Here is a 26,116-nt window from a genome sequence, read left to right as displayed (position 1 = left end):
AGCCGATGGGCATACACCTGTCCACTCCGCTCTCGCTCTGCGCTCCACGTTGGTGGCAGCATCACCCGTCAGCGGCGATACGTCAAGCCCGAGGACCGACATTTCGGCCGACTGATGCCCAGCACGCTGCGTTTTCCCGCTCACATGAGCCGTCGAACGTCACCGGACCCAGACGATACCCGCGAGCCCGTCCGGCTAACGCTCTGTCACGTGGCGAGCCGAACGCTGACCAACGGTCGACACTGCCAGTGATCGATATGTCCTGCCGTAGCCAGCGCCAAACATAGTCTTTGCTAACAATTGAATTAAGGGGCCCCGAGAACGGGCGTGTCGCCCAGGAGCGTGGAGAGATCAGAGACCAGCCAGCGGCCGTTCTCCCTGGTCATCACGAGACGGAGCCGATTCTGCCCGACCTCCTGGGTCGGCCGGTCCTGTCCGGTTTCGCGCCCACTGGTGACCGTGTTCAGGAAAACCAATATCCGGACCTCCTCGGAGGTCGCCGACTCGACCGCGGCGCCCGCCACGACGGCCTGCCGTACCTCCTGCCGCTGGCGGGCGAGCCGCGGCAGCGTGGCGGCGAGCCGGGCATAGCGTGCGGCCAGCGCTCCGGTCGTGTGGCTCCTCGCCCGGGCAAGGTCCTCGTCCATCGTCCGGTAGTCGTAGGACAGCATGTCCGCCGCGTACGAGCGGGCCGCGGTCACGGCCTCCCGCCCGGCCGAGACATCGCCCTCAAGGCGGCCCAGATCCGCGTACAGCCAGGCCACGGTGGCGGCGAGGCCGGCCGCCGCGGCGGCGAGCAGCACGGCGAGAGTCCGTCTCACTGCACCAACTCCGCCCTGGAGACCAGCCAGCGGTCCCCCACCTTGGCCACCTCCATGCGCCATCGGTAGGCGCGTTCCTCGGGCTCGCCCGCTCCGCCCGGGTCGCCGCCGCCCCTCTTACCGTCCGCTCCCCAGCGGATCAGCGCGTCGCCCACGACCAGGACCTCGGCGGAGCGTCCGCCGTCCGCCATCGACACGAGGCCGGCCGCGCGCAGCACCCCGGCCTGCGAGACCTCGCGCCGGAGGGCGGCCTGTCGCATCGCGTCCCGGCCCTTCACGTAGCCGTCGCGGGCCTGCCCGGTCGAGGTGGCGACGAGCCGCGCCACGTCCTGGTCCACCGTGCGGTGGTCCAGTGTGAGCAGGGCGGCCGCGTGGACGGCGGCCGCCCGGACGGCAGCCTGGCGGTCCCGCTCGTCCTGCCGCGCCTCGTTCCGGGCCACCCCGAGCCACAGCGCGGCCGCGGCCAGCGCCGCCACGAGCACCGTCAGCCCCGCGATCAGCGTCCGTCCCACCGATGCATCACCCCCGATCATGTCATCGCACGCCGGAGGGTCTCCCGCTACACATTCCGGCCGGAGTGGGCGCGGCCGTATGAACGCGGAAAGGGCGGCCACCCGAGGGTGACCGCCCTTTCGCGGAAAAACGTCAGTGTTACTTGACGCTGACGGTGGCGCCGGCGCCCTCCAGGGCAGCCTTGGCCTTCTCCGCCTGCTCCTTGTTGACCTTGCCGTCGAAGACGGCCTTCGGAGCGCCGTCCACGAGGTCCTTGGCCTCCTTGAGACCCAGGCTGGTGAGGGCGCGGATCTCCTTGATGACCTGGATCTTCTTGTCGCCGGCGGCCTCGAGGATGACGTCGAACTCGTCCTGCTCCTCGGCCTCCTCAGCGGCGGCGCCACCGGCAGCCGGGGCGGCGGCGACGGCGACCGGAGCGGCGGCCTTGACGTCGAAGGTCTCCTCGAAGAGCTTCACGAAGTCGGACAGCTCAAGGAGGGTCATCTCCTTGAAGGACTCGAGCAGCTCGTCGGTGCTGAGCTTCGCCATGGTGTGTTCCTCCGTGTGGATCTAGCAAAAAAGTGCAGGGACCGCGGTGTGCGCTTCCCCCCAGGCCCGTCGTGGACGGACCTACTCGCCGGCCTCTTCGCGCTTGGCGCGCAGGGCCTCGGCCAGTCGAGCCATGTTGGTGGGCAGCGCGGCGAAGGTGGCGGCAGCCTGGGACTGCTTCGCCTTCAGCGCACCGGCCAGCTTCGCGAGGAGAACCTCGCGGGACTCAAGGTCGGCAAGCTTGGAGATCTCGGCCGGGGTCATCGACTTGCCGTCGACGACACCACCCTTGATCACCAGAAGGGGGTTGGCCTTGGCGAAGTCACGCAGACCCTTGGCCGCCTCGACCACGTCGCCCTTGACGAACGCGATCGCGGTCGGGCCCTGGAGCAGCTCGTCCAGGGCGTTGATCCCGGCGTTCTGAGCCGCGATCTTAGCCAGCGTGTTCTTCGCCACGGCGAACTTCGCATTCCCACCGAGAGCAACGCGCAGCTCCTTGAGCTGCGCGACGGTGAGACCGCGGTACTCGGTCAGAACGGCGCCGCTGGAGCCCTCGAACTCGCTCTCGAGTTCGGCAACCGCGATCGCCTTATCCGCCCTCGCCATGGGCCTCCTTCCAGATGTGCCACCGGCGAAGGCGTCCGAAAAAGGAGGAGCCCCGGCGCAGGCGCACGGGGCTGGCACAGGCGCGCACACGGCGCCCGGAAGCTCACATCACACCTACGCGGGTCGCCCACAGAGTGGATCCTTCGGTCATCGGACTGGTGGCAGCCCGGCGACGACCGGCGGTCTTTGGCAAACGCCACAGTAGGGCATCAATCCGCCTGATGCCAAATCACTCGGCGTGGAGGTTCCGCGGCAGTTCTCCGACCTCATCCGCGGAGGGCGCCTTGATCGTCGTGGGCTCGTTGAACGAGGTGAAGGCGACGGTGGCGTTGAACGCGCCCTTGTCGGTGGGGCCGCCCTTCAGCGTGACCTTCCGGGGCAGGCCGTCGGCGTCGATCCACGCGTCGAACTTCATGTCGTCGACCTTGGCCAGGCCGCCCTCCGCCTTGACGCGCTCCTCGGGGGCGAGCTGCTTCACGGCCTCGGCCACCGGGAACGTGCCCGAGTAGTGCGTGGTGTCCACGCCGCCCACCTGCTCGGCGCCGACAGCCTTGGCGTCCTTGGAGGCGGTCAGGAGCGCCGCGCTGGTCTTGAGGTCGATCTGCTGGGCCCGGCCGAGGACCTCGTCCACGTTGACGCCTCGGGCGTCGCCGACTTCCTTGAGGTCCACCTTGATCCACGGCTTGGTGTTGCCCAGCAGGGTCTTGAGGGCGTCGGACTTCAGGTACACCGTGTCGCCCATAAGGATCACCCGGAGCCCGCCGGGGACGTTCTGGCCGGCGAAGGTGATCTGGTCGAGGGTGAGGTCCGTGGCCAGCGTGGGCTTCTGCTGGGAGCGCAGCTTGCCTTGGATGATGCCGGTGCGGTCCGTGCCGGCCGAGAGGTCCACGACGAGGTCGGCGGTGTAGGAGGTGACCTCCTGCGCCTTCTGGGAGGCCTGCTGCAGCACCTCGGACGCGGACAACCTCACGTTGCCCAGAGACGTGGCGGCGGGTGCGCACCCCACGACACCGATTACGGCGGCCGCCCCGGCGGCCAGCAGAAGTCGACGCATGTCTTTGTCCTTTCTTTGCGGACGACTGCTCTCGACCCTATGGCGCTCGCGCGCTATCTGCGCGACCTGCGCTATATCCCCGCAATATCCCGACATATCGCAGCCGGACTCCGCAGTTCTGGGGCCGTACACGCGAGAACCCCCGCCCGGATGCCCGGACGGGGGTTCTCGTCGACAGATGAGATCAGGCGTCGATCTCGGCGGTCAGCGCCCGCGTCACGTTCGGGTCGACCGGGATGCCGGGGCCCATGGACGTGGTGAAGGTGACCTTCTTGAGGTAACGGCCCTTGGCGGCCGACGGCTTGAGACGCAGCACCTCGTCGAGGGCGGCGGCGTAGTTCTCGACGAGCTGACGCTCACCGAAGGACGCCTTGCCGATGATGAAGTGCAGGTTCGCGTGCCGGTCGACACGGAACTCGATCTTGCCGCCCTTGATGTCGGTGACAGCCTTGCCGACGGCCGGGGTCACGGTCCCGGTCTTCGGGTTGGGCATGAGACCACGCGGACCGAGCACGCGGCCGAGGCGGCCGACCTTGCCCATCAGGTCCGGCGTGGCGACGACGGCGTCGAAGTCGAGCCGGCCCTTGGCCACCTCGTCGATCAGCTCGTCGGCACCGACGATGTCGGCGCCCGCGGCGCGAGCCTCCTCGGCACGGTCGCCGGTCGCGAAGACCAGGACCCGGGCGGTCTTACCGGTGCCGTGCGGGAGGTTGACGGTGCCGCGGACCATCTGGTCGGCCTTGCGCGGGTCGACGCCCAGACGCAGGGCGACCTCGACGGTGGCGTCGAACTTGGCGGTCGCGGTCTTCTTGGCCAGCCGGACACCCTCAATCGGGCTGTACAGGCTGTCGCGGTCGACCAGGTCGGCCGCGTTCTTCCAGTTCTTGCTGCGCTTCACTTCTCGCTCCTCATGGAGTTCGTGGTCTGGGCCTGCGCGGGCCCTGCCACAGTGCTGTCTTCGTCGGTCGGGTACTACTCGGCGATGGTGATGCCCATCGACCGGGCGGTGCCGGCGATGATCTTCTCAGCAGCCTCGATGTCGTTGGCGTTGAGGTCCTGCATCTTGGTCTCGGCGATCTGACGCAGCTGGTCCTTGGTGAGCTTGCCCACCTTGTCCTTGTGCGGGTTCGCGCTGCCCTTCTGCAGACCGGCGGCCTTCTTGATCAGCTCAGGCGCCGGCGGCGTCTTCGTGATGAAGGTGAAGCTGCGGTCTTCGTAGATCGTGATCTCGACGGGGATGATGTTGCCCCGCTGAGCCTCCGTCGCAGCGTTGTACTGCTTGACGAAGTCCATGATGTTGACGCCGTGCGGACCGAGCGCGGTACCGACCGGCGGCGCGGGCGTGGCCTGGCCAGCGGGAAGCTGGACCTTGACCAGGGCCGCGATCTTCTTCTTGGGAGGCATGCTCTCTCCGGGTCCTTGACTAACTTGAATCTCTCAGCCCGGGCCCTCACCACGTGAGGACACGGCGACACCGCTAACGGTGCCGCCGCCCGGGCCCACCCTCACGACCGTGAGGACGACTTAGGAGTGTATGCCAGGCCGTCAGATCTTGGAGACCTGGTTGAACGACAGCTCGACAGGGGTCTCGCGGCCGAAGATCGACACGAGCACCTTGAGCTTCTGGGACTCGATGCTGATCTCGCTGACCGTGGCGGGAAGCGTGGCGAACGGGCCGTCCATGACAGTGACGGACTCGCCGACCTCGAAGTCGACGGTCGCGGCGGTCGCCTTGGAGGCCGCCTTCTTCACTTCCTCGGCCGGCTCGGGCGCCAGCAGCTTGGCGACCTCGTCGAGGTTGAGCGGGCTCGGCTTGTTCGACAGCCCGACGAAGCCGGTGACGCCGGGCGTGTTGCGCACCGCGGCCCAGGACTCGTCGGTGAGGTCCATCCGGACCAGCACGTACCCCGGAAGCACACGCTCCTTGATCGGAGTCTTCTTGCCGCCCTTGAACTCAGTGATCGTGTGGGTCGGCACCTCGACCTGGAAGATGTAGTCCTCCATGTTGAGGGAGCTGGTACGGCTCTCGATGTTCTGCTTCACGCGGTTCTCGTAGCCGGCGTACGAGTGGATGACGTACCACTCGCCGAACTGGCCGCGGAGCTGACGCTTGAACTCCTCGACGGGGTCGACGTCCGGGACGACATCGCCGTCCTCGTCGACCTCTGCCACGGCGTCGCCCGAGTCGGCGTCAACGTCAGCGTCAGCGCCGTGCTCGCCGGCGGCAGCGGTGTCGTCGACCTTCTCTACGGCCTCGTCCGGCTCGGTCTCCCACTCTTCGCGGGAGCCATCGACCGGCAGCGGGGACTCGGACACGGTGACTCTTCCTCTTTCGTCGGTGACATGACGTGCGACGATCAGGGTCGGATCACGATCCGCCGAAGACCGCCAACACACCCTTCGTCAGCAGGAAGTCTATCCCGGCCACGATCGCGACCATGATTAGAACAAAGCCGAGGACCACAGAGGTATAAGTGATCAGGTCCTTACGCCTCGGCCAGATGACCTTACGCAGTTCGGCGACAACCTGCCGGTAGAAAAGTGCGGGAGAGGTGCGCTTGGCCTTCTTCTCACCGCTTGGCTTGCCTGGCTTTCCTGCGGTCTCACCGCGGGTGTCGATCGCCACAGTCCTCACCTGATCCGTCGTGTCCATCGCAACTTGCGGCGCGCTTTCACGCCAGTTGGTGCGCGGACCGCACTCCGCAGGGCACGAGGGACTCGAACCCCCAACCGCCGGTTTTGGAGACCGGTGCGCTACCAATTGCGCTAGTGCCCTAAGCCGTGCACCACCATACCGGAGAAACGGATCGACATTGCCGAACGTTCCCGTCGTGGTCCACTAGACGCAGAAGTGTACGTGGGAATGGCGACTTCGTCGAACCAGATCGTCCGCGCGGTTCAAAGCTACCCGGCCGACTGTCCAGATGGTGGTAAGCGGCGGAAGGATTCCCGCAGGTCTGAAACGATGGAGGCATGACCCGACCTCGCATCTCCGCGCGCATTTCCGCGATCTCAGAGTCCGCGACGCTGGCCGTGGACGCCAAGGCCAAGGCCATGAAGGCGGCCGGTCGCCCGGTCATCGGCTTCGGCGCGGGCGAGCCCGACTTCCCGACGCCCGACTACATCGTCGAGGCGGCCATCGAGGCGTGCCGGAACCCCCGGTTCCACAAGTACACGCCGGCCGGCGGCCTGCCCGAGCTCAAGCAGGCGATCGCCGAGAAGACGCTGCGCGACTCCGGGTTCCAGGTGGACGCCTCCCAGGTCCTGGTGACCAACGGCGGCAAGCAGGCCGTCTACGAGGCGTTCGCCACCTTGCTGGACCCGGGTGACGAGGTGCTTGTCATCGCCCCGTACTGGACGACGTACCCGGAGGCGATCAAGCTCGCGGGCGGTGTCCAGGTGGACGTGGTGACCGACGAGACGACGGGCTATCTCGCGTCGATCGAGCAGCTTGAGGAGAAGCTGACCGAGCGGACCAAGGTGCTGCTGTTCGTCTCGCCGTCCAACCCGACCGGCGCCGTCTACTCGCCCGCCCAGGTCGAGGAGATCGGCCGCTGGGCGCTGGACAAGGGCCTGTGGGTCGTCACCGACGAGATCTACGAGCACCTCGTGTACGGCGGCGCCTCTTTCTCCAGCATCGCCACGGCCGTGCCCGAGCTGCGCGAGCGCGTGGTCGTCCTGAACGGCGTGGCGAAGACGTACGCGATGACCGGCTGGCGGGTGGGCTGGCTCATCGGGCCGTCCGACGTGGTGAAGGCCGCGACGAACCTGCAGTCGCACGCCACCTCCAACGTGTCGAACGTGGGGCAGGCCGCCGCGCTCGCCGCCGTCTCCGGCGACCTTTCCGCCGTGGCGATGATGCGCGAGGCGTTCGACCGCCGCCGGCAGACCATGGTCCGGATGCTCAACGAGATCCCGGGCATGGTGTGCCCCGAGCCGCTGGGCGCGTTCTACGCGTACCCGTCGGTGAAGGCGCTGCTGGGCAAGGAGCTGCGCGGCCGGCGGCCGGCCTCCTCCGCCGAGCTGGCCGAGCTGATCCTCGAAGAGGCCGAGGTGGCGCTGGTGCCGGGTGAGGCGTTCGGCACCCCCGGCTACTTCCGGCTGTCGTACGCGCTGGGCGACGACGACCTGGTCGAGGGCGTCAGCCGCGTGGCCAAGCTGCTCGCCGAGGCGCACTGAGCGACTTCTTCTAGACGGAAAGGCCCGGACCATCACGGCCCGGGCCTTTTTTCCGTCCCTACGGCTGCCGCGCGCTGAGGCTGCGTACCAGCCGGTCGAGGTCGAGATCGGGATGCGCGGTCGAGGACATGGTGTCCTCGACCGTGGTCACCACGACGGCGAGGCCGGTCCGCGGCTCCCAGGCGAAGCTTCGGGTCCACATGAGCCGCGGCCGGCCGCCGACCCGCACCGTCTTGGTGGAGTCGGCCCGGAGGCCGCGGACGCCGCCGACGGTCGCTGTTTCGGGCGTCGTGCGGAAAGCGTCCTTCCGCCACAGGTCGGTGCCGACGAGCCCACCTCGGTGGACGGACAGGGCGACGTACCAGCCCTTGCCGGGGGGATGCCCCCAGTACGTCGTCGTGGTGGTCCAGTTCCACCCCAGCGTGCGGTCCCTGGCCGCCTCCGGCACGGACCGGAGGGCGGGGGGCACCTCGACGCCGTCCACAGAGGGCCCGGCCGGCGGCGGGGCCGGCTCGATACCCTCGGCCACCCGCCGCATCTCGTCCTCGGTCGTACCCATCGCCCAGATCCGCACGCCGAGGCCGGGCTCGATGAGCCACATGAGCATCCGGCCCTTGTCGATCTTCACGCCCTTGCTCGCGACGCGCCCCTCCAGGGCGCGGGCCCGGCCTACGGTGGTCGTCCGCGCGTCGAGGAACTCCTCGTTGGTCGGCCAGGAGACCCGGCGCAACGCGCTCAGGTCCTTCGCCCGGTCACCGCGCACGACCTCGACGGCCATGGAGGCGTTCTGATCATCGCTCCACCACCGGCCGAGCCCGTCGAGGATCTCCCGCGGCTCGCCGGAGACCAGGCGGAAGCGTGCGGGCATATAGGTCACGCGCATCGTGTCCAGGGCGGGATCCCAGGGAACGTGGAGGCCCATCGCCACCGGTTCGAGGTACTCCTTGGCGGAGGCCGAAGTCGTCACCCGCAGCACCAGGCCGTCCCGCTCCCACCAAATCAGGTCGTCGCGGCCGGCGGATATCAGGCCGCCTCCGCGGTGCCGCCAGAGCGTGCCGCCGGGCAGGAACCCGCGCTGCTGGAGGTCGAGGTAGCCGCCCGCGAGATCCTTCGGCCGGTAGACGGTGACCTGGATGGTGCGATCGCCCTGGCTCCAGCGGGCGGCCTTCCCCCGCAGACCGTGATCGTTCACCTCGAATGTCGCGGGCCGTCCGAATCCGTCGGGAAGGTCGTGCACCTCGACGCCGTCCACGCTCTCCGCCGCCGTGACGGAGACCACGTGCCGCTGTTCCTGGATCACGTGGTACGCCGGGACCGCGGCCAGTACGACGGCGACGACGGCGATGGCCGTCGTCGCGGTCTTCCTCCGGCGCGTACGCCGGACGACCCGGTCGGCGAGGTCGGGGGCGATCCGCAGCTCGGCCGTCGCCTCGGTCATGGCGCACCTGAGCCGACTCTCAAGATCCGACAAGGCCGGTCACCTCCTCACCGAGCCACGCGCGGAGCCGTACGAGTGCCTTGAACGCCTGGCTCTTCACCGTGCCGATGGAGCACCCGAGGATCTGGGCGGTCTGGGACTCGGTCAGGTCCTCCCAGTACCTGAGTACGACGACAGCGCGCTGGCGCGGTGGGAGGATGCGCAGGCCGTCCACGAGGATCTGGCGCAGCTCGACGTCCGAGGTGGCCGGCGCGGGCCGGTCGGGCGGGGAGTGCGTCGGGATGAACTGCAGGATCGCGCGGCGCCGGGCGCGGCTGATCGCAAGATTGATGATGATCTTTCGGACGTAAGGCTCCGGTGCGGCGTCCGCGCGGAGCCGGTGCCAGTTGCGGCAGGCCCGTTCCAGCGCGCTCTGGAGGACGTCCTCGGCCTCGTCTGGGGAGTCGCAGGCGAGATACGCCGTGCGCAGCAGGCTCGTGCCCCGGGCAGCCACGAACTCCGCGAACCCCTCGGGAGGATTCACTCGGCTCTGTCCAGTGTCATGCCCTCTTGTACGCCCCAGGCGAGAAAAGGGTTGCCCGGCCGCAGCGCGGCCGGGCAAGGCGTCCCTGTGAAACCCGACGAAGCACAGGGGCGCGGGCGAGTCGCGGGAAGGTCAGTTCCGGACGACCACCCCCTCGGCGATCTTCTGGATCTCCGTCTTGTCCGCGTCACCCAGCTTCGCGGCGAACGTGGGACTCATCATGAGCTCGACCGCGAGGTCGGCGCGGGGGAACCAGACGAGGGTGAGGGTGTTGTCCTCCGCCCTCTCCGCGACCAGCTCGCCGCCTTCGGTGAGCCGGCCGAGGTATCCCTGCCTGCCGTGGATCGTCACCGAGTCGCCCTTCGCGATGCCGCGCCGGGCACGGGCGGCCTTCCCCTTGTAGACCACCGCCTGCACCGAGTAGTCCCCGGTGCTCGCCCGGCTCGACTCGACCCACGTGGTCGTGTAGCTCGTCTTGCCGAAGCCGTCCTTGCCCGACCACTTGCCCCATTCGAGGCCGTCGGGCAGGTAGCGCAGGTGGATGCCGCCGAAGGTCCGGCCGTCGCCCAGGTCACCGAGATCCTGGGGCTGCCCGTTGTCCGTGGCCTCGGACTTCTCGTCGGTCGTCGGCACCGCGGTCGTCGCGATCGTGACCTGCACACGGCCCCCTTCGGGGGCGATGTGCCCGGCCGGTGGTTCCTGCGCGATGACCGTTCCCGGCTTGTGCCCCTCGTCCACAACCTTGCGCCAGTCCACGGCGAGGCCGGCGGCCTTCAGGACCGCACCGACCTCCTGATGGCTCAGCCCGATCACGTCCGGTACTGAGATGCCAGGGGTCGCGATCCCGTCGACGCCGTCCTTCGGCGTGTCCGCGACGGACGCCCCGACCTGCGCCGGGGCCGGGCCGGAGGCCGCGGAAAGGTACACGGGCACGGCTCCGGCGACGGCGACCGTCAGGAGCGCCACTCCCGCCGTACGAAACCTGACCACGCTGCGGCGGCTGCGCCGCCGGATGCGCTGCCCCATCGAGGGCGGGGCGTGGACGGCGGCCACCCGGGACGCCATCGCCTCCTTCAGCGTCTCTTCCACGTTCATGCTGACACTCCTTCCAGTGTTGCGAGACGTGTGCGGATTCGCGCCAGGCCACGGGCGGCCTGGCTCTTCACGGTCCCGGCCGAGCAGCCGAGCGCCGCCGCCGTCTCGGCCTCGGACATGTCCTCCCAGTAGCGCAGGACCAGCACGGCCCGCATCCGCGCCGGGAGCTTCCCGAGCTCCGCGAGCAGGAGCTCGCGCAGGCCGGGGTCCGGCGACTCCACGGGCGTGTCCGGAGGGCTGGCGAAGGTGATCTCCTGGATCACCCGCCTCCTCCGGGCCCTGCTGATGGCGGCGTTCACGACGACGCGGCGCGCGTACGCCTCAGGGTTGTCGCGCCTGATGCGCGGCCAGTGCCGGTACACCTTCTCCAGGGCGCTCTGGACCAGGTCCTCGGCATCGTGGGGGGACGCGCCGCAGACCAGGACCGCGGTGCGGAGCAGGGCGGTGCTCCGGGCGGCCAGGAACTCGTCGAAGGCCGCCTCGTCTTCTTCGGTCATCAGCTCCCCTTTCGCCCGTCCACAACGCGTGAAGGCCGGACCAGGTTGAGACGCGGATGCGGCAGGATATGGAAATGCCGCGCTCTCTCGTCACGCTCCCCAAGGCCCACCTGCACCTTCACTTCACCGGCTCGATGCGGCATTCGACGCTGATCGAGCTGGCCCAGGAGCACGGGGTCCACCTTCCCGACGCCCTGGTGCAGGACTGGCCGCCGAAGCTGCGCGCGACCGACGAGCGGGGCTGGTTCAGGTTCCAGCGGTTGTACGACATCGCCCGATCGGTGCTGCGGCGCCCCGAGGACGTCTACCGGCTGCTCAAGGAGGCGGCGGAGGACGAGGCCGCCGAGGGCTCGCGCTGGCTGGAGATCCAGGTGGACCCGTCCGGGTACGCCGCGCGGTTCGGCGGGCTGACCTCGACGCTCGAGCTGGTGCTCGACGCCGCGGCGCGGGCCTCGGCCTCCTCGGGCGTGGGCGTCGCGGTGATCGTGGCGGCCAACCGCACCCGGCATCCCCTCGACTCGCGGACCCTCGCCCGGCTGGCCGCGCAGTACGCGGGGCGGGGCGTGGTGGGGTTCGGCCTGTCGAACGACGAGCGGCGCGGCCGGGCCCGGGAGTTCGACTCCGCGTTCCGGATCGCCAAACGGGCCGGGCTGCTGGCCGTGCCGCACGGGGGAGAGTTGATGGGCGCGGCCAGCGTCGCCGAGTGCGTCTACGACCTGGACGCCGACCGGGTGGGGCACGGCATCCGCGCGGCCGAGGACGACCGGCTGCTCGAAAGCCTCGCCGACCGGCAGATCGCGTGCGAGGTGTGCCCGCTGTCGAACGTCGGGCTCGGCGTGGCCGAGAGCCCGCAGGACGTGCCGGTGCGCAAGCTGTTCGACGCGGGGGTGCCGATCGCGTTCGGCGCGGACGACCCGCTGCTGTTCGGGGCCCGGCTGCTCCCGCAGTATGAGCTCGCGCGGGACGTCTACGGCTTCCGCGACGCGGAGGTCGCCGAGCTGGCCCGGCAGTCGATCCGCTCGTCCACGGCGCCCGACTCACTCAAGAAGGAGCTCCTCGGCGAGATCGACGTCTGGCTCACCCGGCCGGAGTAGCCGCCCGGGGCCGGTTCAGTGTCCCGGGCCGGGGTGCGGGCGGCTGGACTCGGGCCTCCTGGCCGGGTCGCCGCAGGCGCGCCGTCCGGGATGACGCATCCCGCGCCGCAGGGCAAGCGAGTGCTCGCGGTGGCGGCGGACGACCGCGCGTTCCTCATCGATCGCGCGGAGCCACTCCCGGCCGTAGTCCCGCATCATGCCGAGCATCCGGAACCGCTGGCCGTGCCGGATCAGTACGGACTTGTCGGCGAGCCGGGAGAGCAGGCCGGGCACGCCGCGCAGCCGCTCGTCGGCGCAGACGTCCGCGGCCGCGGCGGCGTCGAACGTCCCGGCGAAAACGGAGAGCCGGGCCCACAGCAGCCGTTCCTCCGGGGTGCACAGCTCGTGGCTCCACCCGACCGCGGTGCGCAGCGTCCGGTGCCTGCCGGTACGGCCCCGCCCGGCGAGCAGCGAGAAGCGGTCGTCCATGTGGTCGAGCAGCTCGCCCGCGGTCAGGGCGCGCAGCCGGCCGGCGGCGAGTTCGAGCGCGAGCGGCACGCCGTCCAGGCGGCGGCAGAGCCGTACGACGGCGTCAGAGGGCTCGAACCCGGGACATACGGCGCGGGCCCGGTCACGGAACAGCCGTACGGCGTCGCAGTCCTCGGCGGTGACCGGGAGCGGGCGTACGGTGTGGACGCGCTCGCCCGGGAGGCCGAGGGGCTGCCTGCTGGTGGCCAGGACGCGCACGCCGGGAGCCGCCCGCAGGATCTGGCCGACCAGCTCGCGGCACGGGCCGAGAAGGTGCTCGCACGTGTCGAGGATCAGGAGCATCCGGCGGTCGGCGAGATGCTCGGCGAGGACGTCCCCTTGGGGGCGGGCGGCCTGCTCGGGCAGGCCGATCGCGGCGCCGATCGTGTGGGCCAGCAGGGCGCCGTTGCGCTCGCCGGACAGCTCGGCCAGCCAGGCGCCGCCGGGCAGCTCCCCCGCCGCCTTGAGCGCGAGCCGGGTCTTCCCGACCCCCGCGACCCCGGTCAGTGTGACCAGGGACTCCTCCTGTAGCAGCCGCCCCACCTCGGCCAGGTCCACGTCTCGTCCCATGAAGGTGCTCGTCTCGGCGGGCAGGTTGCCTCGCCGCCCCAACGCATCGATCACCAAATCCGCCCTCTCATGCATGGCCGGCCCAGCCAATCATGAGTGCGTAATCGACTGACTACTCAGGGTTGAAGATTGCCCCACCCCGGTGGAGATTCACCACCCCGGGGGAGGAGGTTCGACGGCGGGACGATCCCCCTCGACCTGAACCCGCCGCCGAACCCTGCCGCAACGTCGTCCCCCGCCGCGCGGCGATCGACCGGTCGGCTTCCCCCCTATTCGGCCAACCGGACACGATAAGTATCCGAATGATCGCTGTGTGTTACATCGGGAGGATGCCCGATCCCTTCTCCGATGTGGACCTGGCGGGGGTGGAGCGCCGCACCGCCACCCAGGCGGCGATCTGCACGCGGGACGACATGCGCAGCTTGGCCAGGATGTTCTCCACGTGGGTGTCGGCCGTACGCTCGGCGATCATCAGTCGTTCCGCGAGCTCCCGGTTCGACAGGCCGTCCGCGATCAGCTCGGCCACCTGGAACTCCCGCGGTGTGAGGCAGGCGCCCTCCTTCGGCGGGTCCCCGAGCGCCCGCCGGTAGGCCGCGTCCAGGTCGAGGCCGGCCCCTTCGGCGAGAGCCGTACGGAACGTGGGGCCGCCGGCGAGGCCGCGCGCGATCTCGGCGCAGGTGGAGTGGCGGGCACCCCAGTAGGGCGCCTCGTCCAGCCGGATGCCGGCCTGGGCGCCGAGCCCCTCGACCGCTCCCAGCAGCGTCGCGGCGAGTCCTCCCCTGCCCGTGGCGGCGGCGAGCCACGCCTGGATCTCGAACCCGGCGAGCGCGCCGGCCAGGTCGCCGAGGTCGCGGCCGAGCCGGAGCGCCTCGTGGTTGCGCTCCTCGGCCTCGGCCAGGTCGCCGTTCTCCCAGGCGAGTACGGCCAGGCCCTGGTTGGCGACGGAGCGGCTCCAGCAGTCGCCGTTGAGCGTGCCGCGCCACACCGCGTCGTCGAGCACCTCCTTGGCCCGTACGCCGCCGGACCTGGCCAGGGCGAGGCCCGCCTGGCTGAGGACGCAGGCGGGGTTACGGCCGAGGAGCCAGGCCGGGCCGGTGCCTCTCCGGGCGGCGAGCAGCCCGTCGAGCCGCCGGGCCGCGTCCTCGTCGTCGCCCCCGGCGAACGCGACGACCGCCGCCGCGTGGGCGCCCCACACGTGCGCCCCCGGGCCGCGGCGGCACTCCTCCATCCGCGTACGGGCCCGGTGCACGTCGAAGTGGCGGGCCTCCACCCACGCGGCGGCCCAGAGCGCCTTGACGCGGTGCGGGGTCGGCCGCCCGGTCGCGGCGAGCGCCCGGTCGAGGTAGCGGCGGCCCTCCCGGTGACGGCCGCAGGCGATCCACAGCGGCCACAGCGTCCCGGCGAGCTCGACCGCGACCCGGGGATCTCCGGCGAGGGAGTGGTCGAGGGCGGCCAGGAAGTTCGGCAGCTCATCGGCCATCCGGCGGGCCCACGCGACCTGTCCCGGCCCGGCCCACTCCGCCTCCGCGCGGCGCGCGAGCCGCAGGTAGGCGTCCCGGTGGCGGTCGCGCACGGCCTCCTCCTCACCCAGCTCGCGCAGCCGTTCCGCCCCGTAGGCGCGTACGGCGTGTAGCAGGCGGTAGCGGTCTCCCTCGCGCAGCAGGACGGATTTCTCGACCAGCCGGGCCAGCAGGGCGAACACGTCGTCGCGCGCGAGCGCGCCGTCGGCGCACACGTCCTCGGCCGTCTCGCGTTCGAAGCCGTGGGAGAACACCGAAAGCCGGGCCCACAGCAGCCGTTCGTGGGGCTCGCACAGCTCGTGGCTCCAGCCGATCGCGGTGCGCAGGGTGCGGTGCCTGCTCTCCCCCGTCTCGGACTCGGCGCGGCTCAGCAGCCGGAACCGATCGGTCAGGCGGGCTCTGATGTCCTGGACGGACAGCGCCCGCAGCCGGGTCGCGGCCAGCTCGATCGCGAGCGGCACGCCGTCGAGCTCCTCGCAGAGCCGTACGACGTGGGCGCGGTTGGCGCGATCGACCACGAAGTCGGGCACCGTGGCCACGGCCCGGTCGGCGAACAGCGTCACCGCGTCGGCGCCGAGCGGGAAGACGGTCACGACGTGCTCGCCCGGCGCGTCGAGGGGCTCTCTTCCGGTGGTCAGCACGCGCAGCCCCGGGCAGCGCTCCAGCAGGTGTCCGGCCAGTTCGGCGCACGCGGCCGGCAGGTGCTCACAGGTGTCGAGGACGAGGAGCATCCGCCGGCCGCCGACGCGCGCGGCCACCACGGCGACCTCCGCCTCGCCGGGGCCGCCGGGATCTTCGCCGTCTCCCGGACCGGCCAGGGTCGCGGCGACGTGCGGGAGGAGGTCGCGCGGGTCGCGGAGCGCGGAGAGCTCCACCAGCCAGACGCCGTCGGGGAACCGCCGGTACGCGTCGGCCGCGACCTGGCGGGCCAGCCTGCTCTTGCCGACTCCCGGAGCGCCGGTCAGGGTGACCAGCCGGGCGCGGCCGAGGAGCCCCGCGACGTACTCCCGCTCGTCCGCGCGGCCGACGAAGCTGGCCGGCTCGGCGGGCAGGTTCCCGATCATCGGTCTCCCCGTCTCCGGACGACCCAGGCGGCGACCTGCGTACGGGAGGAGAAGTTGAGCTTGGCCAGGATGTGCTCCATGTGCGCCTCGGCGGTGCGTTTCGAGATCACCAGCTTCTCCGCCACCTCGCGGTTGGACAAGCCGTCCGCGACGAGTTCGGCGACCTCGTGCTCGCGCCGGGTCAGTACCGGCGGGCCGTCCATGTCGGACGTGCGGCGCGGGCAGGGGACGGGCCGGTCGCGGCCGTGACCGCGCGGCGGCCGCCCGGCGCCCGCCCGCGGCACGCGGAAGCGGACCTCGCCGCCGCTCTCCTCGCGGATCAGGAGGGACTTGTCGATCAGGCCGATGAGCGCGTCGAGCAGCTCGGCGGGCGGCGGGATGTCCGCGCAGACCCGTTCGGCGTCGGCCAGGCCGAACAGGCCGGGGAACGCGGCGACCCGCGACCACACATGCCGTTCGTCCGGCGAGCACAGTTCGAGAGCGCGGTCCAGTGCCCCGCGCGCGGCCGTCTCGTGGAAAAGGTCGTCGAGCAGGTCCTCGATCGCCGGCTCGGGTTCGGCGCACAGCCGTCGCGCCGCCAGCTCGATCGCGGAGGGCATCCGGCCGAGCCGTTCGCACAGCCGGGCGGCGGCCTTGCGGTTCACGTCCGCGATGCCGCGGCCGGGCGCGCGGCCGGCCAGCAGCGCGACGGCGTCGGCGGGCGGCAGCGGGCCGACGGGGAGCAGGTGCTCTCCCACAACGCCGAGCGAGCGCCGCCCGGTCGCCAGGATGCGCAGGCCGGGCGCGGTCCTGAGCAGCGACTCGGCGAGCGCCGCGCAGGGCCCGGCCAGGCGTTCGACGCCGTCGAGGACGAGCAGGAGGCGGCCGTCCCCCGTGCCGACCGCCTGGACGGCGGTGCGGGCGAGCGCCGCCGGGCCGGCTTCCCGGGACACGTCCACGACGTGGACCCCGCCGGAGAAGGCCTTGCGCACGCTCCACGCGGCTTCCTCCGCCAGCCGCGACTTCCCGACGCCGGAGAGCCCGGTCAGGGTCACCAGTCGCGAACGGCCGAGCAGCCGCCTGATCTGTGCGATCTCGGCCCGGCGGCCGAGGAAGGCCGGAAGATCGCGTCGCTCCATCGCAGCCTCGAATCGTGGGGGGACTTCACTGCACCCGGCGCTCCGGTGCACGAATGGTAACCCCGGCATCGCGCACGGGAACGGGCGTTTCACCGGTTGCCGTGCCGGAACCGCAATCGCCGCTTCGAGGCGGGCATTAGACTCTGCGCCACTGCCAGCACGCGCGAACGAGGATTGTATGTCTGGGTATGACCGGGTAGTCCAGCCGGCGGCTGGAGACGAGGCACTGGAGAACCACCTCGGTGGGGACGAGGCCAAGAACTACCGGCAGTACGAGTTCGACATGGTCGCGCCGCACGTGGGCCGCTCGATGCTGGAGATCGGATCGGGTCTCGGGCACTTCGCGGAGCAGTTTCTCCCCCGGCTCGACCGGCTCGTGGTGAGCGACTTCGACCCCTACTGCGTAGACCAGCTCAAGCAGCGCTTCGCCAAGCGCGACGACATCTCGGTCCTCCAGTTCGGCCTGCCGACGGAGATCCCCCTGGACGACCCCGTCGACACGGTGATCATGATGAACGTCCTTGAGCACATCGAGGAGGACGTCGAAGCGCTGCGCTCCCTCGCCAAGGTGACCAAGCCGGGCGGGCGCATCGTCATCTGGGTGCCCGGATACATGCAGCTGTACGGCGAATTCGACCGCAAGGTCGGCCACGTCACCCGTTACACCCCGGCGACGCTGGGCCGTACGGTGGTGGCCGCCGGGCTGCGTCCCCAGGTGCTCAAGCCGATCAACTTCCTGGGCGGCATCGCCTGGTGGGCCGCGGTACGGCGCGGCGGGGTGGGCTACCCCGACCCGCGGCTGGTCAAGATCTACGACCGGACCGTCGTCCCGGCCACCCGCTTCATCGAGCGGTTCGTCCGGCCCCCGTTCGGCCAGACGGTCTTCTGCGTCGCCCGCGTTCCCGGCTAGCCATCACGCGCTCGGCCGTACGATCCGGCGTTTCGTGACGAATCCGGTCCGCCGCCGTCCGGGGCTTGCCCGTTTCCTGGGGGTTTCTGGGGCTACTCGCGGGTAGCACGAAGGCATCCACTGCCTCAGGAGGTCGGCATGACCGAATACGCCAAGGCACGCGAGGTCGCCGAGCAGGCCCGAGAGACTGAGTGGGCCCGGCCGAGCTTCGGCAAGCAACTGTTCCTCGGGGACTTCCGGCTGGATCTCGTCCATCCCGCGCCGCGGCTCAGCGAGCGGCAGACGAGGAACGGCGAGCGGTTCCTCCAGACGCTCACCGCGTTTCTGCGCGACAGCGTCGATCCCGCGGTCATTGAGCGTTCCTCCGTCATCCCGGACGAAGTGGTCAAGGGCTTGCGCGGAATCGGCGCCTTCGGGATGACGATCGACGAGCAGTACGGCGGGCTCGGACTGAGTCACCTGTACTACTGCCGCGCGTTGATGCTGGTCGCGTCCTACTCTCCCGCGCTCGCGGCGCTCTTGTCGGCGCACCAGTCCATCGGCGTGCCGCAGCCGCTCAAGCTCTTCGGCACACCGGAGCAGAAGGAGCGTTTCCTGCCCCGATGCGCGCAGGGTGAGATTTCCGCATTTCTCCTGACCGAGCCGGATGTGGGGTCAGATCCGGCGCGGCTGGCGACGACGGCGACGCGCGACGGCGACGCGTACGTCCTCAACGGCGTCAAGCTGTGGACGACCAACGGCGTCGTGGCCGACCTGCTCGTCGTCATGGCCAGGACCGGCGCCCGGATCTCCGCCTTCGTCGTCGAGGCCGACTCCCCCGGCATCACGGTCGAGCGCAGGAACGCGTTCATGGGCCTGCGCGGCATCGAGAACGGCGTGACCCGCTTCCACAAGGTCCGGGTCCCGGCGGAGAACCTCATCGGCCGCGAAGGGCAGGGCCTCAAGATCGCCCTCACCACGCTGAACACGGGCCGGCTGTCGCTGCCCGCGACGTGCGCGGGGGCGGCCAAGTGGACCGCCAAGATCGCCCGCGAGTGGGGCGCGGAGCGCGTCCAGTGGGGCCGACCGATCGGCGAGCACGAGGCCGTCGGTCGCAAGATCTCCTTCATCACCGCCACCGCGTACGCCATCGAGGCCGTGGTGGATCTGGCCGGGCGGCTGGCCGACGACGAGCGCAACGACATCAGGATCGAGGCCGCCCTGGCCAAGCTGTACGGCTCGGAGATGGCCTGGCAGATCGCGGACGACCTCGTCCAGATCAGGGGCGGGCGGGGCTACGAGACGGCCGAGTCGCTCCAGGCCCGTGGCGAGCGCGGGGTACCGGCCGAGCAGATGCTGCGGGACCTGCGCATCAACCGCATCTTCGAGGGCTCCACCGAGATCATGCACCTGCTCATCGCGCGCGAGGCCGTGGACGCCCACCTGACGGTCGCCGGCGACCTCATCGACCCGAAGGCCGACCTGCGGGCCAAGGGCCGGGCGGCGACCCGGGCCGGCGGGTTCTACGCCCGGTGGCTGCCCGGGCTCGTGACGGGGGCCGGCCAGCTCCCGAACTCCTACTCCGAGTTCGGGCCGCTCGCCCACCACCTGAGGTACGTCGAGCGGACCTGCCGCAAGCTCGCCCGCTCCACCTTCTACGGCATGTCGCGCTGGCAGGGGAGGCTGGAGCACCGCCAGGGGTTCCTGGGGCGGATCGTCGACATCGGCGCCGAGCTGTTCGCGATGACCGCGACCTGCGTCCGCGCCCAGGAGGACGCGGCCACGCATGGGAACGCCGCGCTGGAGATCGCGGACACCTTCTGCCGCCAGGCCCGGCTGCGCGTGGACGCGCTGTTCGCGCGGTTGTGGATCAACTCGGACACGGCCGACACCCGGCTCGCCCGCCGGATCCTGGCCGGCCGCTACGCGTTCGTCGACGAGGGCACCCTCGACGCCTCGACGGACGGTCCGTGGATCGCGTCCGGCGCCCCGGGGAAGTCGACCGCGAAGGACGTCCACCGCACCATTCCGTCGTAACCGCCGTGAACGCGGACCGGCCCGGGCGGTCACCCCGCCCGGGCCGGATCGCTCTCATCAGGCCCGGGCGGGGAGAACCCGCCGGGCCTCCGGCGTCAGAGACGCTCGATGATGGTCACGTTCGCCTGGCCGCCGCCCTCGCACATCGTCTGCAGGCCGTACCGGCCGCCGGTGCGCTCCAGCTCGTGCAGCAGCTTCGTCATCAGGATCGCGCCGGTCCCGCCCAGCGGGTGGCCGAGCGCGATGGCGCCGCCGTTCGGGTTGGTCCGGGCCGGGTCGGCGCCGATCTCCTTGAGCCACGCGAGCGGCACCGGGGCGAACGCCTCGTTGATCTCGACGACGTCGATGTCGTCGATGCCCAGCCCGGCCTTCGCCAGGGCCTTCTTGGTCGCCGGGATGGGCGCGGTCAGCATGTACACCGGGTCGTCGCCGGTGAGCGTGAGGGTGACGATGCGGGCCCGGGGCACCAGGCCGTGCTCGCGGACCGCGCGCTCTGACGCGATCAGCACCGCTCCGGACCCGTCGGAGATCTGCGACGAGGTCGCCGCGGTGATCCTCCCGCCCTCGCGCAGCGTCTTGAGCCCGGCCATCTTCTCCAGGGTGGTGTCCGGCCGGGGGCCCTCGTCGTCCTCGACGCCGTTGACGGGGGCGATCTGCTCCTTGAAGTAGCCGTTGGCGACGGCCTTGGCGGCACGCTGGTGGCTCTCGTAGGCGAACCGCTCCAGCTCGTCGCGGCTCAGGTCCCACTTCTCGCACATCAGCTCGGCGCCGCGGAACTGCGAGATCTCCTGCGTGCCGTACCGCTCGACCCACCTGTCGCCGAACGGGAGCGGCATGCCCTTCTCCAGCGCGGCGGTGATGGTCGACCCCATGGGGACGATCGACATCGACTCGACGCCGGCGGCCACGACCAGGTCCTGGGTGCCGGACAGGACACCCTGCGCGGCGAAGTGGATCGCCTGCTGGGACGAGCCGCACTGCCGGTCGATGGTGACCCCGGCGACGTTCTCCGGCAGGCCGGCCGACAGCCAGGCGTTGCGGGCGATGTCCATCGACTGGGGGCCGAACTGCATGACGCAGCCCATGATCACGTCGTCGACGGCGGACGGGTCGACGCCGGTGCGCTCGACCAGCGCCTGGAGCGTGTGCGCGGCCAGGTCGGTGGGGTGGACCGCCGACAGCCCGCCCTTCTTCTTGCCGACAGGGGTGCGGACCGCCCCGACGATGTACGCCTCTGCCACAGTGCCTCCCACAGGAAACCGAGCAATGTTCGGTTATCTGGAGGCTACAACAGAACGTTCATCCATGTATGCCGCGATATGAGAGTTAACCGAAGCCATACCCGGCACACGGCCGCAGACCCCCGGTGAACCGGGACCGTGCGGACCGTGGTCGGCCGCCCCCGCGCCGCGGCGCTCAGTCCTCCGCGTAGCGGGTGCTCGTCATGGTGGCGTACACGATCACGTTGTCCACATAGTGGCCCGTGTTGTGGTTGTACGACCCGCCGCAGGTGATCAGCCTCAGCTCGGCGTTGTCCTGGGAGCCGTAGACCCGGTCCGTGGGGAAGGTCTGCTTGTTCGCCTGCTCGACCCCGCCCACCGTGAAGATCGCCACCGTGCCGTCCATCCGGACGACCTCGATCGTGTCGCCGTGCCTGAGTTCGTGCAGCCGGGTGAAGACGGCGCTGCGCGTCGTGGTGTCCTTGTGGCCCAGCATGACGGCGGGACCCGGCTCACCCGCCGTGGGGCCGCCGCGATACCAGCCGACGAGGTTGTGGTTGTTGATCGGCGGCGTCTCGATGGCGCCGCTCTTGTCGGTGCCGACGGACTTGATCGGAGCGCTCACCCCGATCTTGGGGATGATCAGCCGCTTGGGTGACGACGGTTGCATCGCAGGGGCCGCGGGAAGCGGCGCCACCGGCGGGGGCGCGGTCGCGGCGGCCTGCGTCAACGGCTGGTCCGTGCCGCCCGGCCCGACCGTGGGGGCCAGGCCGTCCGACCTGATCTTCAAGGTCTGCCGGGCCGGCGACTGGTACTCCTCAGGCGAGCCGATGATGAAGAACACGCCGACGACCACGGTCACGATGCCCGCGATCGCGGCCAGGATCAGCACCCCGCGGATGGCCGCCGTGCCGCCACCCTGCGCCTGCGGTTGCGGCTCCGGCTCCTGGTACGCCTGCGGATATACGACCGGGGCCGGGTGGAACACCGGCTGGCCGTACACGGGCGGCGGCTGGCCGGGCGCGCCGTAGGGCGGCACCGGCTGCCCCGGCGGGTACTGGCCCGGTGGGTACTGGCCCGGCGGCGGTGTGGTCACTGCGGGAACCTCACCGTTCGGCGGTGCGCCGCCGGGCCCGCAGCACGAGCCCCCCGGTGGCCGCCGCCAAGACCAGGGCGGTTCCCGTGAGCACGAACATCCGGCCGTCCGGCCCCGCGTCCGCGCCGCCTCCGGTGGCCGCGCCGCCCCCGGGGGTCTTCTTGACCTGCGTGTCCTTGGACGGCTTCGCGGTCACGGTCTTGAGGACGGTGTGCGTTCCCAGCGGCGACGGGGATTCCGTCGGACTCGGCGAGGCAGAGGGGGAGGCGGAGGGCGAGGCGGAGGGCGAGGCGGAGGGGGAAGCCCCGGCCGCCGTCAGCTGAACCGTCGCCAAAGCAGGAAGAGTGTTCGAGGGAGCATCCGCCGCGATCTTGCACTCGTACAGCTTCGCCGGCGTGGCGGCCGCTCCTTCCGCGGCGGGCTTCACCACGTTCAGTGCGAAGTCCTTGGCCGTGAGGACGATGGACGACGCCCCGGCGGACGGGGTGATGGTCAGCGTCGCCGCGGGCAACGGCCCGAGCGGAGATTCCTTGAGTATCTGGGCCGCCACCGAGGCGGAAGGCGAGGGCGTGGAGACCGCCGCCGTCGCGGCAGTCGGGCTCACCGACGCCACGACCGTGGGGTGCAGCTGGATCCACGCGCCCGCCGGGATGTCCTCGGGCGCGGCCAGCGGGGAAGCCACGGGGGCCGTGATGGTCAACGTGGCCGTGAACTGCGTCCCGACCGTCGCGGACGCCGGCGCCTGCAGGTTCACGGTGAAGTCATGGGTCACGGCCGTCTGCGCCTGACCGTCGACATACGGAGTGCAGCTGTACGTCACCGTCTTGCTGTCCGCGAGCGCCCCGACCGCCGAAAAGACGCCGATCAGGACGGCTGCGCTGGCTGCTCCGGCGGCGGCTTTCGTGGCGATACGACGCCGTGCCTTTGACTTCAGCACTTCCTTCACTCCCGTGGTCGGTTTCGGTCGGGGCTTTACCAGGCGTACCAGGATTCCGCGCTTGTGTCTCGGTTAGGTTGAGATCTTATGAACTCTGTCTGGGAATCGCCTCATATGTAGCGAAACAGAGTCAAGAAAACCCGGAGAACCTGGAAGCCTCACTGACCGGTACGGCGCAGCACCATGTACCCCTCGCGGTCGAAAACCGCCTGGTAGCCCTGCTGGAGCAGCTCGTCGACCCGGGCCCGCTGCGCGTCCGGCGAGTTGAACGGGAACACCGGCCGGGCCACGTCGGCGACCACCCAGGGGGCCATCCGGGCCTCTGGCCCCCACACGACCACGGTCGCCCGTCCGGTCAGCGCGGGACCGATCTCGTTCGCGGCCTCCACCACCACGCCGGACGGCACCAGGGCCGACGCCTCAGCGGCGGCCACCGCCCGCGCGTCACGCCGGTAGAAATCGGCGTGCACCAATTGGCCGAGACCGAAACGCGGCACCAGCGTCAGCGCGACCACGACGACGCACACCGCCCAGTGGGCCGGCAGCGCCCGTCCGTCGATCCCGGGCCACCGCCTCCTCACGATGCGGCCCAGGCGGACGATCCCGTCCACCCCCGCGCAGATCAGGATCGCGACCACGAAGGCGTTGTACTGGTAGTCCGGCACCCACCACGACGGGCGGTCCGACAGCAGACGTTCGAGCACGTGCGGTACGGCGATCAGCGTGAGCGGCGAGAACAGGCAGGCGAAGAGCACCGGCCAGCCGAGCAGCACCAGCGTGTCGACCTTGCCCGCGTCGTCGACCAGCAGTGCCAGGGTCCGCAGCGGGTGCGTGACGACGTTCACGGCCAGCTCGCCGACGTCCTGCCCGAGATGCCCGTACGCCCAGAAGTCCCCGGTGTCCCCGCCCAGCATCGGGATCAGCGCGCCGCGCACCAGCCCCGTCCACGCTGCGCCGATCGCCGCGACGCAGACGCCGTCGAACCGGCGGCCGGTGACCAGGAGACAGGCCCCGAAGCCGATGACGGTCAGGCCCATATCCTCCTTGACCAGTAGCAACGCGAACATACAGAGGAACGACGTGAGGAACCGGCGTGCCTGGTAGCGCTCGATCATCGCGGCGGTCAGCACCGGCACGAACGCGACCTCATGAAAATCGAAGTCGGCGGCCTCGGCGACCGGCCACGACAGCGCGTACGCGATCGCGACCAGATAGGCGGGGCCGATCCCGAGGGACCTGCGCGTGAACAGCCACAGGAACGGGATCGCCAGCGCGAAAAGCACCGCCTGCGCGAGAATGAGCGTCTCCGGCCCGTCGCGCAGCCAGTACAGCGGGGCCAGCACCGCCAGGATCGGCGAGAAGTGGTCGCTGAGCTGGAGGTAGTCCATCCCCCGCCCGGTGAACATGCCGAGCACGGGGCTCACCGGCGCGGAGAACCGGGCGTACCCCCGCACCGCCTGGTCGAAGATGACCAGATCGAAGGTGGTCGCCCGGAAGGTGTGCAGGCGGACCATGCCGAGCAACTCGTAGACGACCGCCGCCAGGGCGGTGATCAGCCCGACCCGGTACCGGTGCCTCAGCCACGCCGGCCGGGCCTTCCCCGCCCTCGTCCCGGAGCCGGACACCGCTTCGCCGCCCGAACCGCCGTCGTGATCGGCCGTCTCGGCACCGGCCCCCTCCGGGACGCCGGGACCATCCGGATCCGAGGCGGAACCCGCGCCGTCCCCCTTGACGGGCGGCGCGGAGGTCTCGGAGCCCACCGCCCGCTATTTCGCGTTGCGGGTGCCGGTCATGGTCGCGTACACCACGATGTTGTCCGTGTAGCTGTGGTTCTTGGCGTTGTAGACGCCGCCACAGGTGATCAACCGGAGCCCGGACGTGGCGATGTTGCCATACACCCGGTTCGTCGGGAACGTCGTCTTGCCCACCTGCTCGACGCCGTCCACCGTGAAGATCGCGCTCTTGCCGTCCGCGCGGCGGACCTCGATCTTGTTGCCGCGCCGGAGCTCGCGGAGCCGGCTGAAGACGGCTGCGCCGGAACGGGTGTTCACGTGGCCGAGGATCACCGACGGTCCGAGCTCTCCGGGGGCGGGCCCCAGCCGGTACCACGCGGCGATCTTGGGGCGGCTCAGCGACGGCGTCTGGATCTCGCCCGACTTCAGTACGCCCACCGAGCCGAGCGCGGCGTTGACGCCGATCGACGGGATGCGGATCCTGATCGGCTTGGCCGACGCCGCCTTGCCGGTCTTCGCCGGGGACGAGGACGACGAGGTCGTGGTCGTCGTGATCGTCAGCGGAGGCAGCGGCTGGAGCGCGGGCAGCGGCGGGGGCGCGGTCGGCGCGGCGGCGGTCAGCGACGTCCCCGGACCGCCAGGACCCACGGTCGGCGGCAGGAACGACCCGGCCCCCTGCAGGGCGACCACATCGCCGGGGACCGGCCTCGCGGTCTCCACCTCCTCCTGCGTGGGCGACAGCACGGCGAGCAGCCCGGCCATGATGGCCGCGATGCCGCCGAACGACCCGCCGACCAGCAGCGTGGCGAGCACGGGCTGGGGCAGCGGCTTGCGCGCCTTCGGAGCCGGAGTGGCCACAGGAGCCGGAGCAGCCGCAGGGGCCGGGCCAGCCGCAGGAGCCGGAACGGCGCCGGGTACCGGTGCCGCCACGGGAACCGAGGCGGTCACCGCCGCCGGACCGGTCGCACCGCTGTCGGCGGCCGGGTCCGGCTGCCCCGCGCGGGTCTGCGCGGCGTCGCCGTCGGCCTGGGGCGTGTCGTCGTGCGCGTCAGGAGTCGAGTTCATGGCCGTCAATCC

The 26,116-nt window shown here is 70.8% G+C and carries 25 protein-coding genes and 1 tRNA gene; 4 read left to right on the top strand and 22 right to left on the bottom strand.

Translation table 11 applies throughout. From position 1 onward, the window contains the following. Window positions 1-305: 305 nt before the first annotated feature. The 10 genes from ACQP1V_RS06680 to ACQP1V_RS06635 all read right to left on the bottom strand — a co-directional run bounded on the left by ACQP1V_RS06680 (window position 306) and on the right by ACQP1V_RS06635 (window position 6,298). Window positions 306-821 carry a hypothetical protein gene (locus ACQP1V_RS06680; RefSeq protein WP_433419906.1) on the bottom strand — a complete coding sequence of 172 codons (516 nt, stop codon included), beginning with the start codon at window positions 819-821 and terminating at the stop codon, window positions 306-308. Beyond that, complete coding sequence (locus ACQP1V_RS06675) at window positions 818-1,333, bottom strand: hypothetical protein (RefSeq protein WP_433419903.1); 516 nt, start codon at window positions 1,331-1,333, stop codon at window positions 818-820. Before ACQP1V_RS06675 ends, ACQP1V_RS06680 begins: the two co-directional genes overlap by 4 nt. 139 nt (window positions 1,334-1,472) lie before the next feature. Beyond that, complete coding sequence (rplL, locus tag ACQP1V_RS06670; RefSeq protein WP_067130090.1) at window positions 1,473-1,862, bottom strand: 50S ribosomal protein L7/L12; 390 nt, start codon at window positions 1,860-1,862, stop codon at window positions 1,473-1,475. 81 nt (window positions 1,863-1,943) lie between these two features. Next, window positions 1,944-2,468 (bottom strand): 50S ribosomal protein L10, encoded by a 525-nt coding sequence (rplJ, locus tag ACQP1V_RS06665; RefSeq protein ID WP_067130093.1) that lies wholly within the window; start codon window positions 2,466-2,468, stop codon window positions 1,944-1,946. Between the two features lie 229 nt (window positions 2,469-2,697). Then, window positions 2,698-3,522: an LppX_LprAFG lipoprotein gene (locus tag ACQP1V_RS06660; RefSeq protein ID WP_433419900.1), complete on the bottom strand. Its 825-nt coding sequence runs from the start codon at window positions 3,520-3,522 to the stop codon at window positions 2,698-2,700. Between the two features lie 184 nt (window positions 3,523-3,706). Then, window positions 3,707-4,420: a 50S ribosomal protein L1 gene (gene rplA / locus ACQP1V_RS06655; protein ID WP_387408072.1), complete on the bottom strand. Its 714-nt coding sequence runs from the start codon at window positions 4,418-4,420 to the stop codon at window positions 3,707-3,709. Between the two features lie 74 nt (window positions 4,421-4,494). Next, window positions 4,495-4,926 (bottom strand): 50S ribosomal protein L11, encoded by a 432-nt coding sequence (gene rplK, locus ACQP1V_RS06650; protein ID WP_067130099.1) that lies wholly within the window; start codon window positions 4,924-4,926, stop codon window positions 4,495-4,497. Window positions 4,927-5,067: 141 nt separating this feature from the next. Further along, complete coding sequence (gene nusG, locus ACQP1V_RS06645) at window positions 5,068-5,838, bottom strand: transcription termination/antitermination protein NusG (RefSeq protein ID WP_387408068.1); 771 nt, start codon at window positions 5,836-5,838, stop codon at window positions 5,068-5,070. A 52-nt stretch (window positions 5,839-5,890) separates the two neighbouring features. Next, entirely contained in the window at window positions 5,891-6,148 is a 258-nt protein-coding gene (gene secE / locus ACQP1V_RS06640) for a preprotein translocase subunit SecE (protein WP_067130467.1), read from the bottom strand. Between the two features lie 77 nt (window positions 6,149-6,225). Further along, a tRNA-Trp gene (locus ACQP1V_RS06635) sits at window positions 6,226-6,298 on the bottom strand. 197 nt (window positions 6,299-6,495) lie between these two features. On the opposite strand from ACQP1V_RS06635, the gene ACQP1V_RS06630 reads away from it, so the two are divergent. After that, a complete protein-coding gene (locus tag ACQP1V_RS06630) occupies window positions 6,496-7,701 on the top strand; it encodes a pyridoxal phosphate-dependent aminotransferase (RefSeq protein ID WP_433419896.1) in 1,206 nt (401 codons plus the stop codon). 58 nt (window positions 7,702-7,759) lie between these two features. On the opposite strand, the gene ACQP1V_RS06625 is transcribed toward ACQP1V_RS06630, so the two are convergent. The 4 genes from ACQP1V_RS06625 to ACQP1V_RS06610 all read right to left on the bottom strand — a co-directional run bounded on the left by ACQP1V_RS06625 (window position 7,760) and on the right by ACQP1V_RS06610 (window position 11,254). Next, on the bottom strand, window positions 7,760-9,139 hold the full coding sequence (locus ACQP1V_RS06625) for a hypothetical protein (protein ID WP_433419893.1): 1,380 nt from the start codon (window positions 9,137-9,139) through the stop codon (window positions 7,760-7,762). A 19-nt stretch (window positions 9,140-9,158) separates the two neighbouring features. Continuing rightward, window positions 9,159-9,662, bottom strand: coding sequence for a SigE family RNA polymerase sigma factor (locus ACQP1V_RS06620; protein ID WP_067130111.1), 504 nt, complete (start codon window positions 9,660-9,662; stop codon window positions 9,159-9,161). A 132-nt stretch (window positions 9,663-9,794) separates the two neighbouring features. Then, window positions 9,795-10,757: a PASTA domain-containing protein gene (locus ACQP1V_RS06615; protein ID WP_433419890.1), complete on the bottom strand. Its 963-nt coding sequence runs from the start codon at window positions 10,755-10,757 to the stop codon at window positions 9,795-9,797. Next, window positions 10,754-11,254 carry a SigE family RNA polymerase sigma factor gene (locus tag ACQP1V_RS06610; RefSeq protein ID WP_067130117.1) on the bottom strand — a complete coding sequence of 167 codons (501 nt, stop codon included), beginning with the start codon at window positions 11,252-11,254 and terminating at the stop codon, window positions 10,754-10,756. Before ACQP1V_RS06610 ends, ACQP1V_RS06615 begins: the two co-directional genes overlap by 4 nt. A 68-nt stretch (window positions 11,255-11,322) precedes the next feature. Between ACQP1V_RS06610 and ACQP1V_RS06605 the strand changes: the two genes are divergently transcribed. Then, entirely contained in the window at window positions 11,323-12,348 is a 1,026-nt protein-coding gene (locus ACQP1V_RS06605; RefSeq protein WP_433425769.1) for an adenosine deaminase, read from the top strand. A 15-nt stretch (window positions 12,349-12,363) separates the two neighbouring features. Here the strand turns inward: ACQP1V_RS06605 and ACQP1V_RS06600 are convergent, their stop codons facing one another. The 3 genes from ACQP1V_RS06600 to ACQP1V_RS06590 form a co-directional block, all read right to left on the bottom strand. Then, a complete protein-coding gene (locus ACQP1V_RS06600; protein ID WP_433419888.1) occupies window positions 12,364-13,479 on the bottom strand; it encodes an ATP-binding protein in 1,116 nt (371 codons plus the stop codon). A gap of 262 nt (window positions 13,480-13,741) precedes the next feature. Continuing rightward, entirely contained in the window at window positions 13,742-16,009 is a 2,268-nt protein-coding gene (locus ACQP1V_RS06595) for an ATP-binding protein (RefSeq protein WP_433419885.1), read from the bottom strand. Next, entirely contained in the window at window positions 16,006-17,127 is a 1,122-nt protein-coding gene (locus ACQP1V_RS06590) for a LuxR C-terminal-related transcriptional regulator (RefSeq protein ID WP_433419882.1), read from the bottom strand. The genes ACQP1V_RS06595 and ACQP1V_RS06590 overlap by 4 nt, the downstream gene beginning before the upstream one ends. Before the next feature lie 178 nt (window positions 17,128-17,305). Between ACQP1V_RS06590 and ACQP1V_RS06585 the strand changes: the two genes are divergently transcribed. Then, on the top strand, window positions 17,306-18,037 hold the full coding sequence (locus tag ACQP1V_RS06585; protein WP_387408054.1) for a class I SAM-dependent methyltransferase: 732 nt from the start codon (window positions 17,306-17,308) through the stop codon (window positions 18,035-18,037). A 138-nt stretch (window positions 18,038-18,175) separates the two neighbouring features. Further along, window positions 18,176-20,053 (top strand): acyl-CoA dehydrogenase family protein, encoded by a 1,878-nt coding sequence (locus ACQP1V_RS06580; RefSeq protein WP_433419879.1) that lies wholly within the window; start codon window positions 18,176-18,178, stop codon window positions 20,051-20,053. 95 nt (window positions 20,054-20,148) lie between these two features. On the opposite strand, the gene ACQP1V_RS06575 is transcribed toward ACQP1V_RS06580, so the two are convergent. The 5 genes from ACQP1V_RS06575 to ACQP1V_RS06555 form a co-directional block, all read right to left on the bottom strand. Continuing rightward, entirely contained in the window at window positions 20,149-21,294 is a 1,146-nt protein-coding gene (locus tag ACQP1V_RS06575) for an acetyl-CoA C-acetyltransferase (RefSeq protein WP_067130139.1), read from the bottom strand. A 175-nt stretch (window positions 21,295-21,469) separates the two neighbouring features. Continuing rightward, entirely contained in the window at window positions 21,470-22,369 is a 900-nt protein-coding gene (locus ACQP1V_RS06570; protein ID WP_387408050.1) for a class F sortase, read from the bottom strand. 10 nt (window positions 22,370-22,379) lie between these two features. Then, the gene (locus tag ACQP1V_RS06565) at window positions 22,380-23,306 is read right to left on the bottom strand and encodes a hypothetical protein (RefSeq protein ID WP_433419875.1); all 927 of its coding nucleotides are present in this window, start codon (window positions 23,304-23,306) and stop codon (window positions 22,380-22,382) included. A gap of 158 nt (window positions 23,307-23,464) precedes the next feature. Continuing rightward, window positions 23,465-25,066 (bottom strand): DUF2079 domain-containing protein, encoded by a 1,602-nt coding sequence (locus tag ACQP1V_RS06560; protein WP_433419872.1) that lies wholly within the window; start codon window positions 25,064-25,066, stop codon window positions 23,465-23,467. A 6-nt stretch (window positions 25,067-25,072) separates the two neighbouring features. After that, on the bottom strand, window positions 25,073-26,104 hold the full coding sequence (locus ACQP1V_RS06555) for a class F sortase (RefSeq protein ID WP_433419869.1): 1,032 nt from the start codon (window positions 26,102-26,104) through the stop codon (window positions 25,073-25,075). Between the last annotated feature and the right edge of the window lie 12 nt (window positions 26,105-26,116).

The sequence above is a fragment of the Microtetraspora malaysiensis genome, from assembly GCF_050947145.1.
Lineage (GTDB): Bacteria > Actinomycetota > Actinomycetes > Streptosporangiales > Streptosporangiaceae > Microtetraspora_A > Microtetraspora_A malaysiensis.
This window is presented reverse-complemented; position numbering and strand designations above follow the sequence as displayed.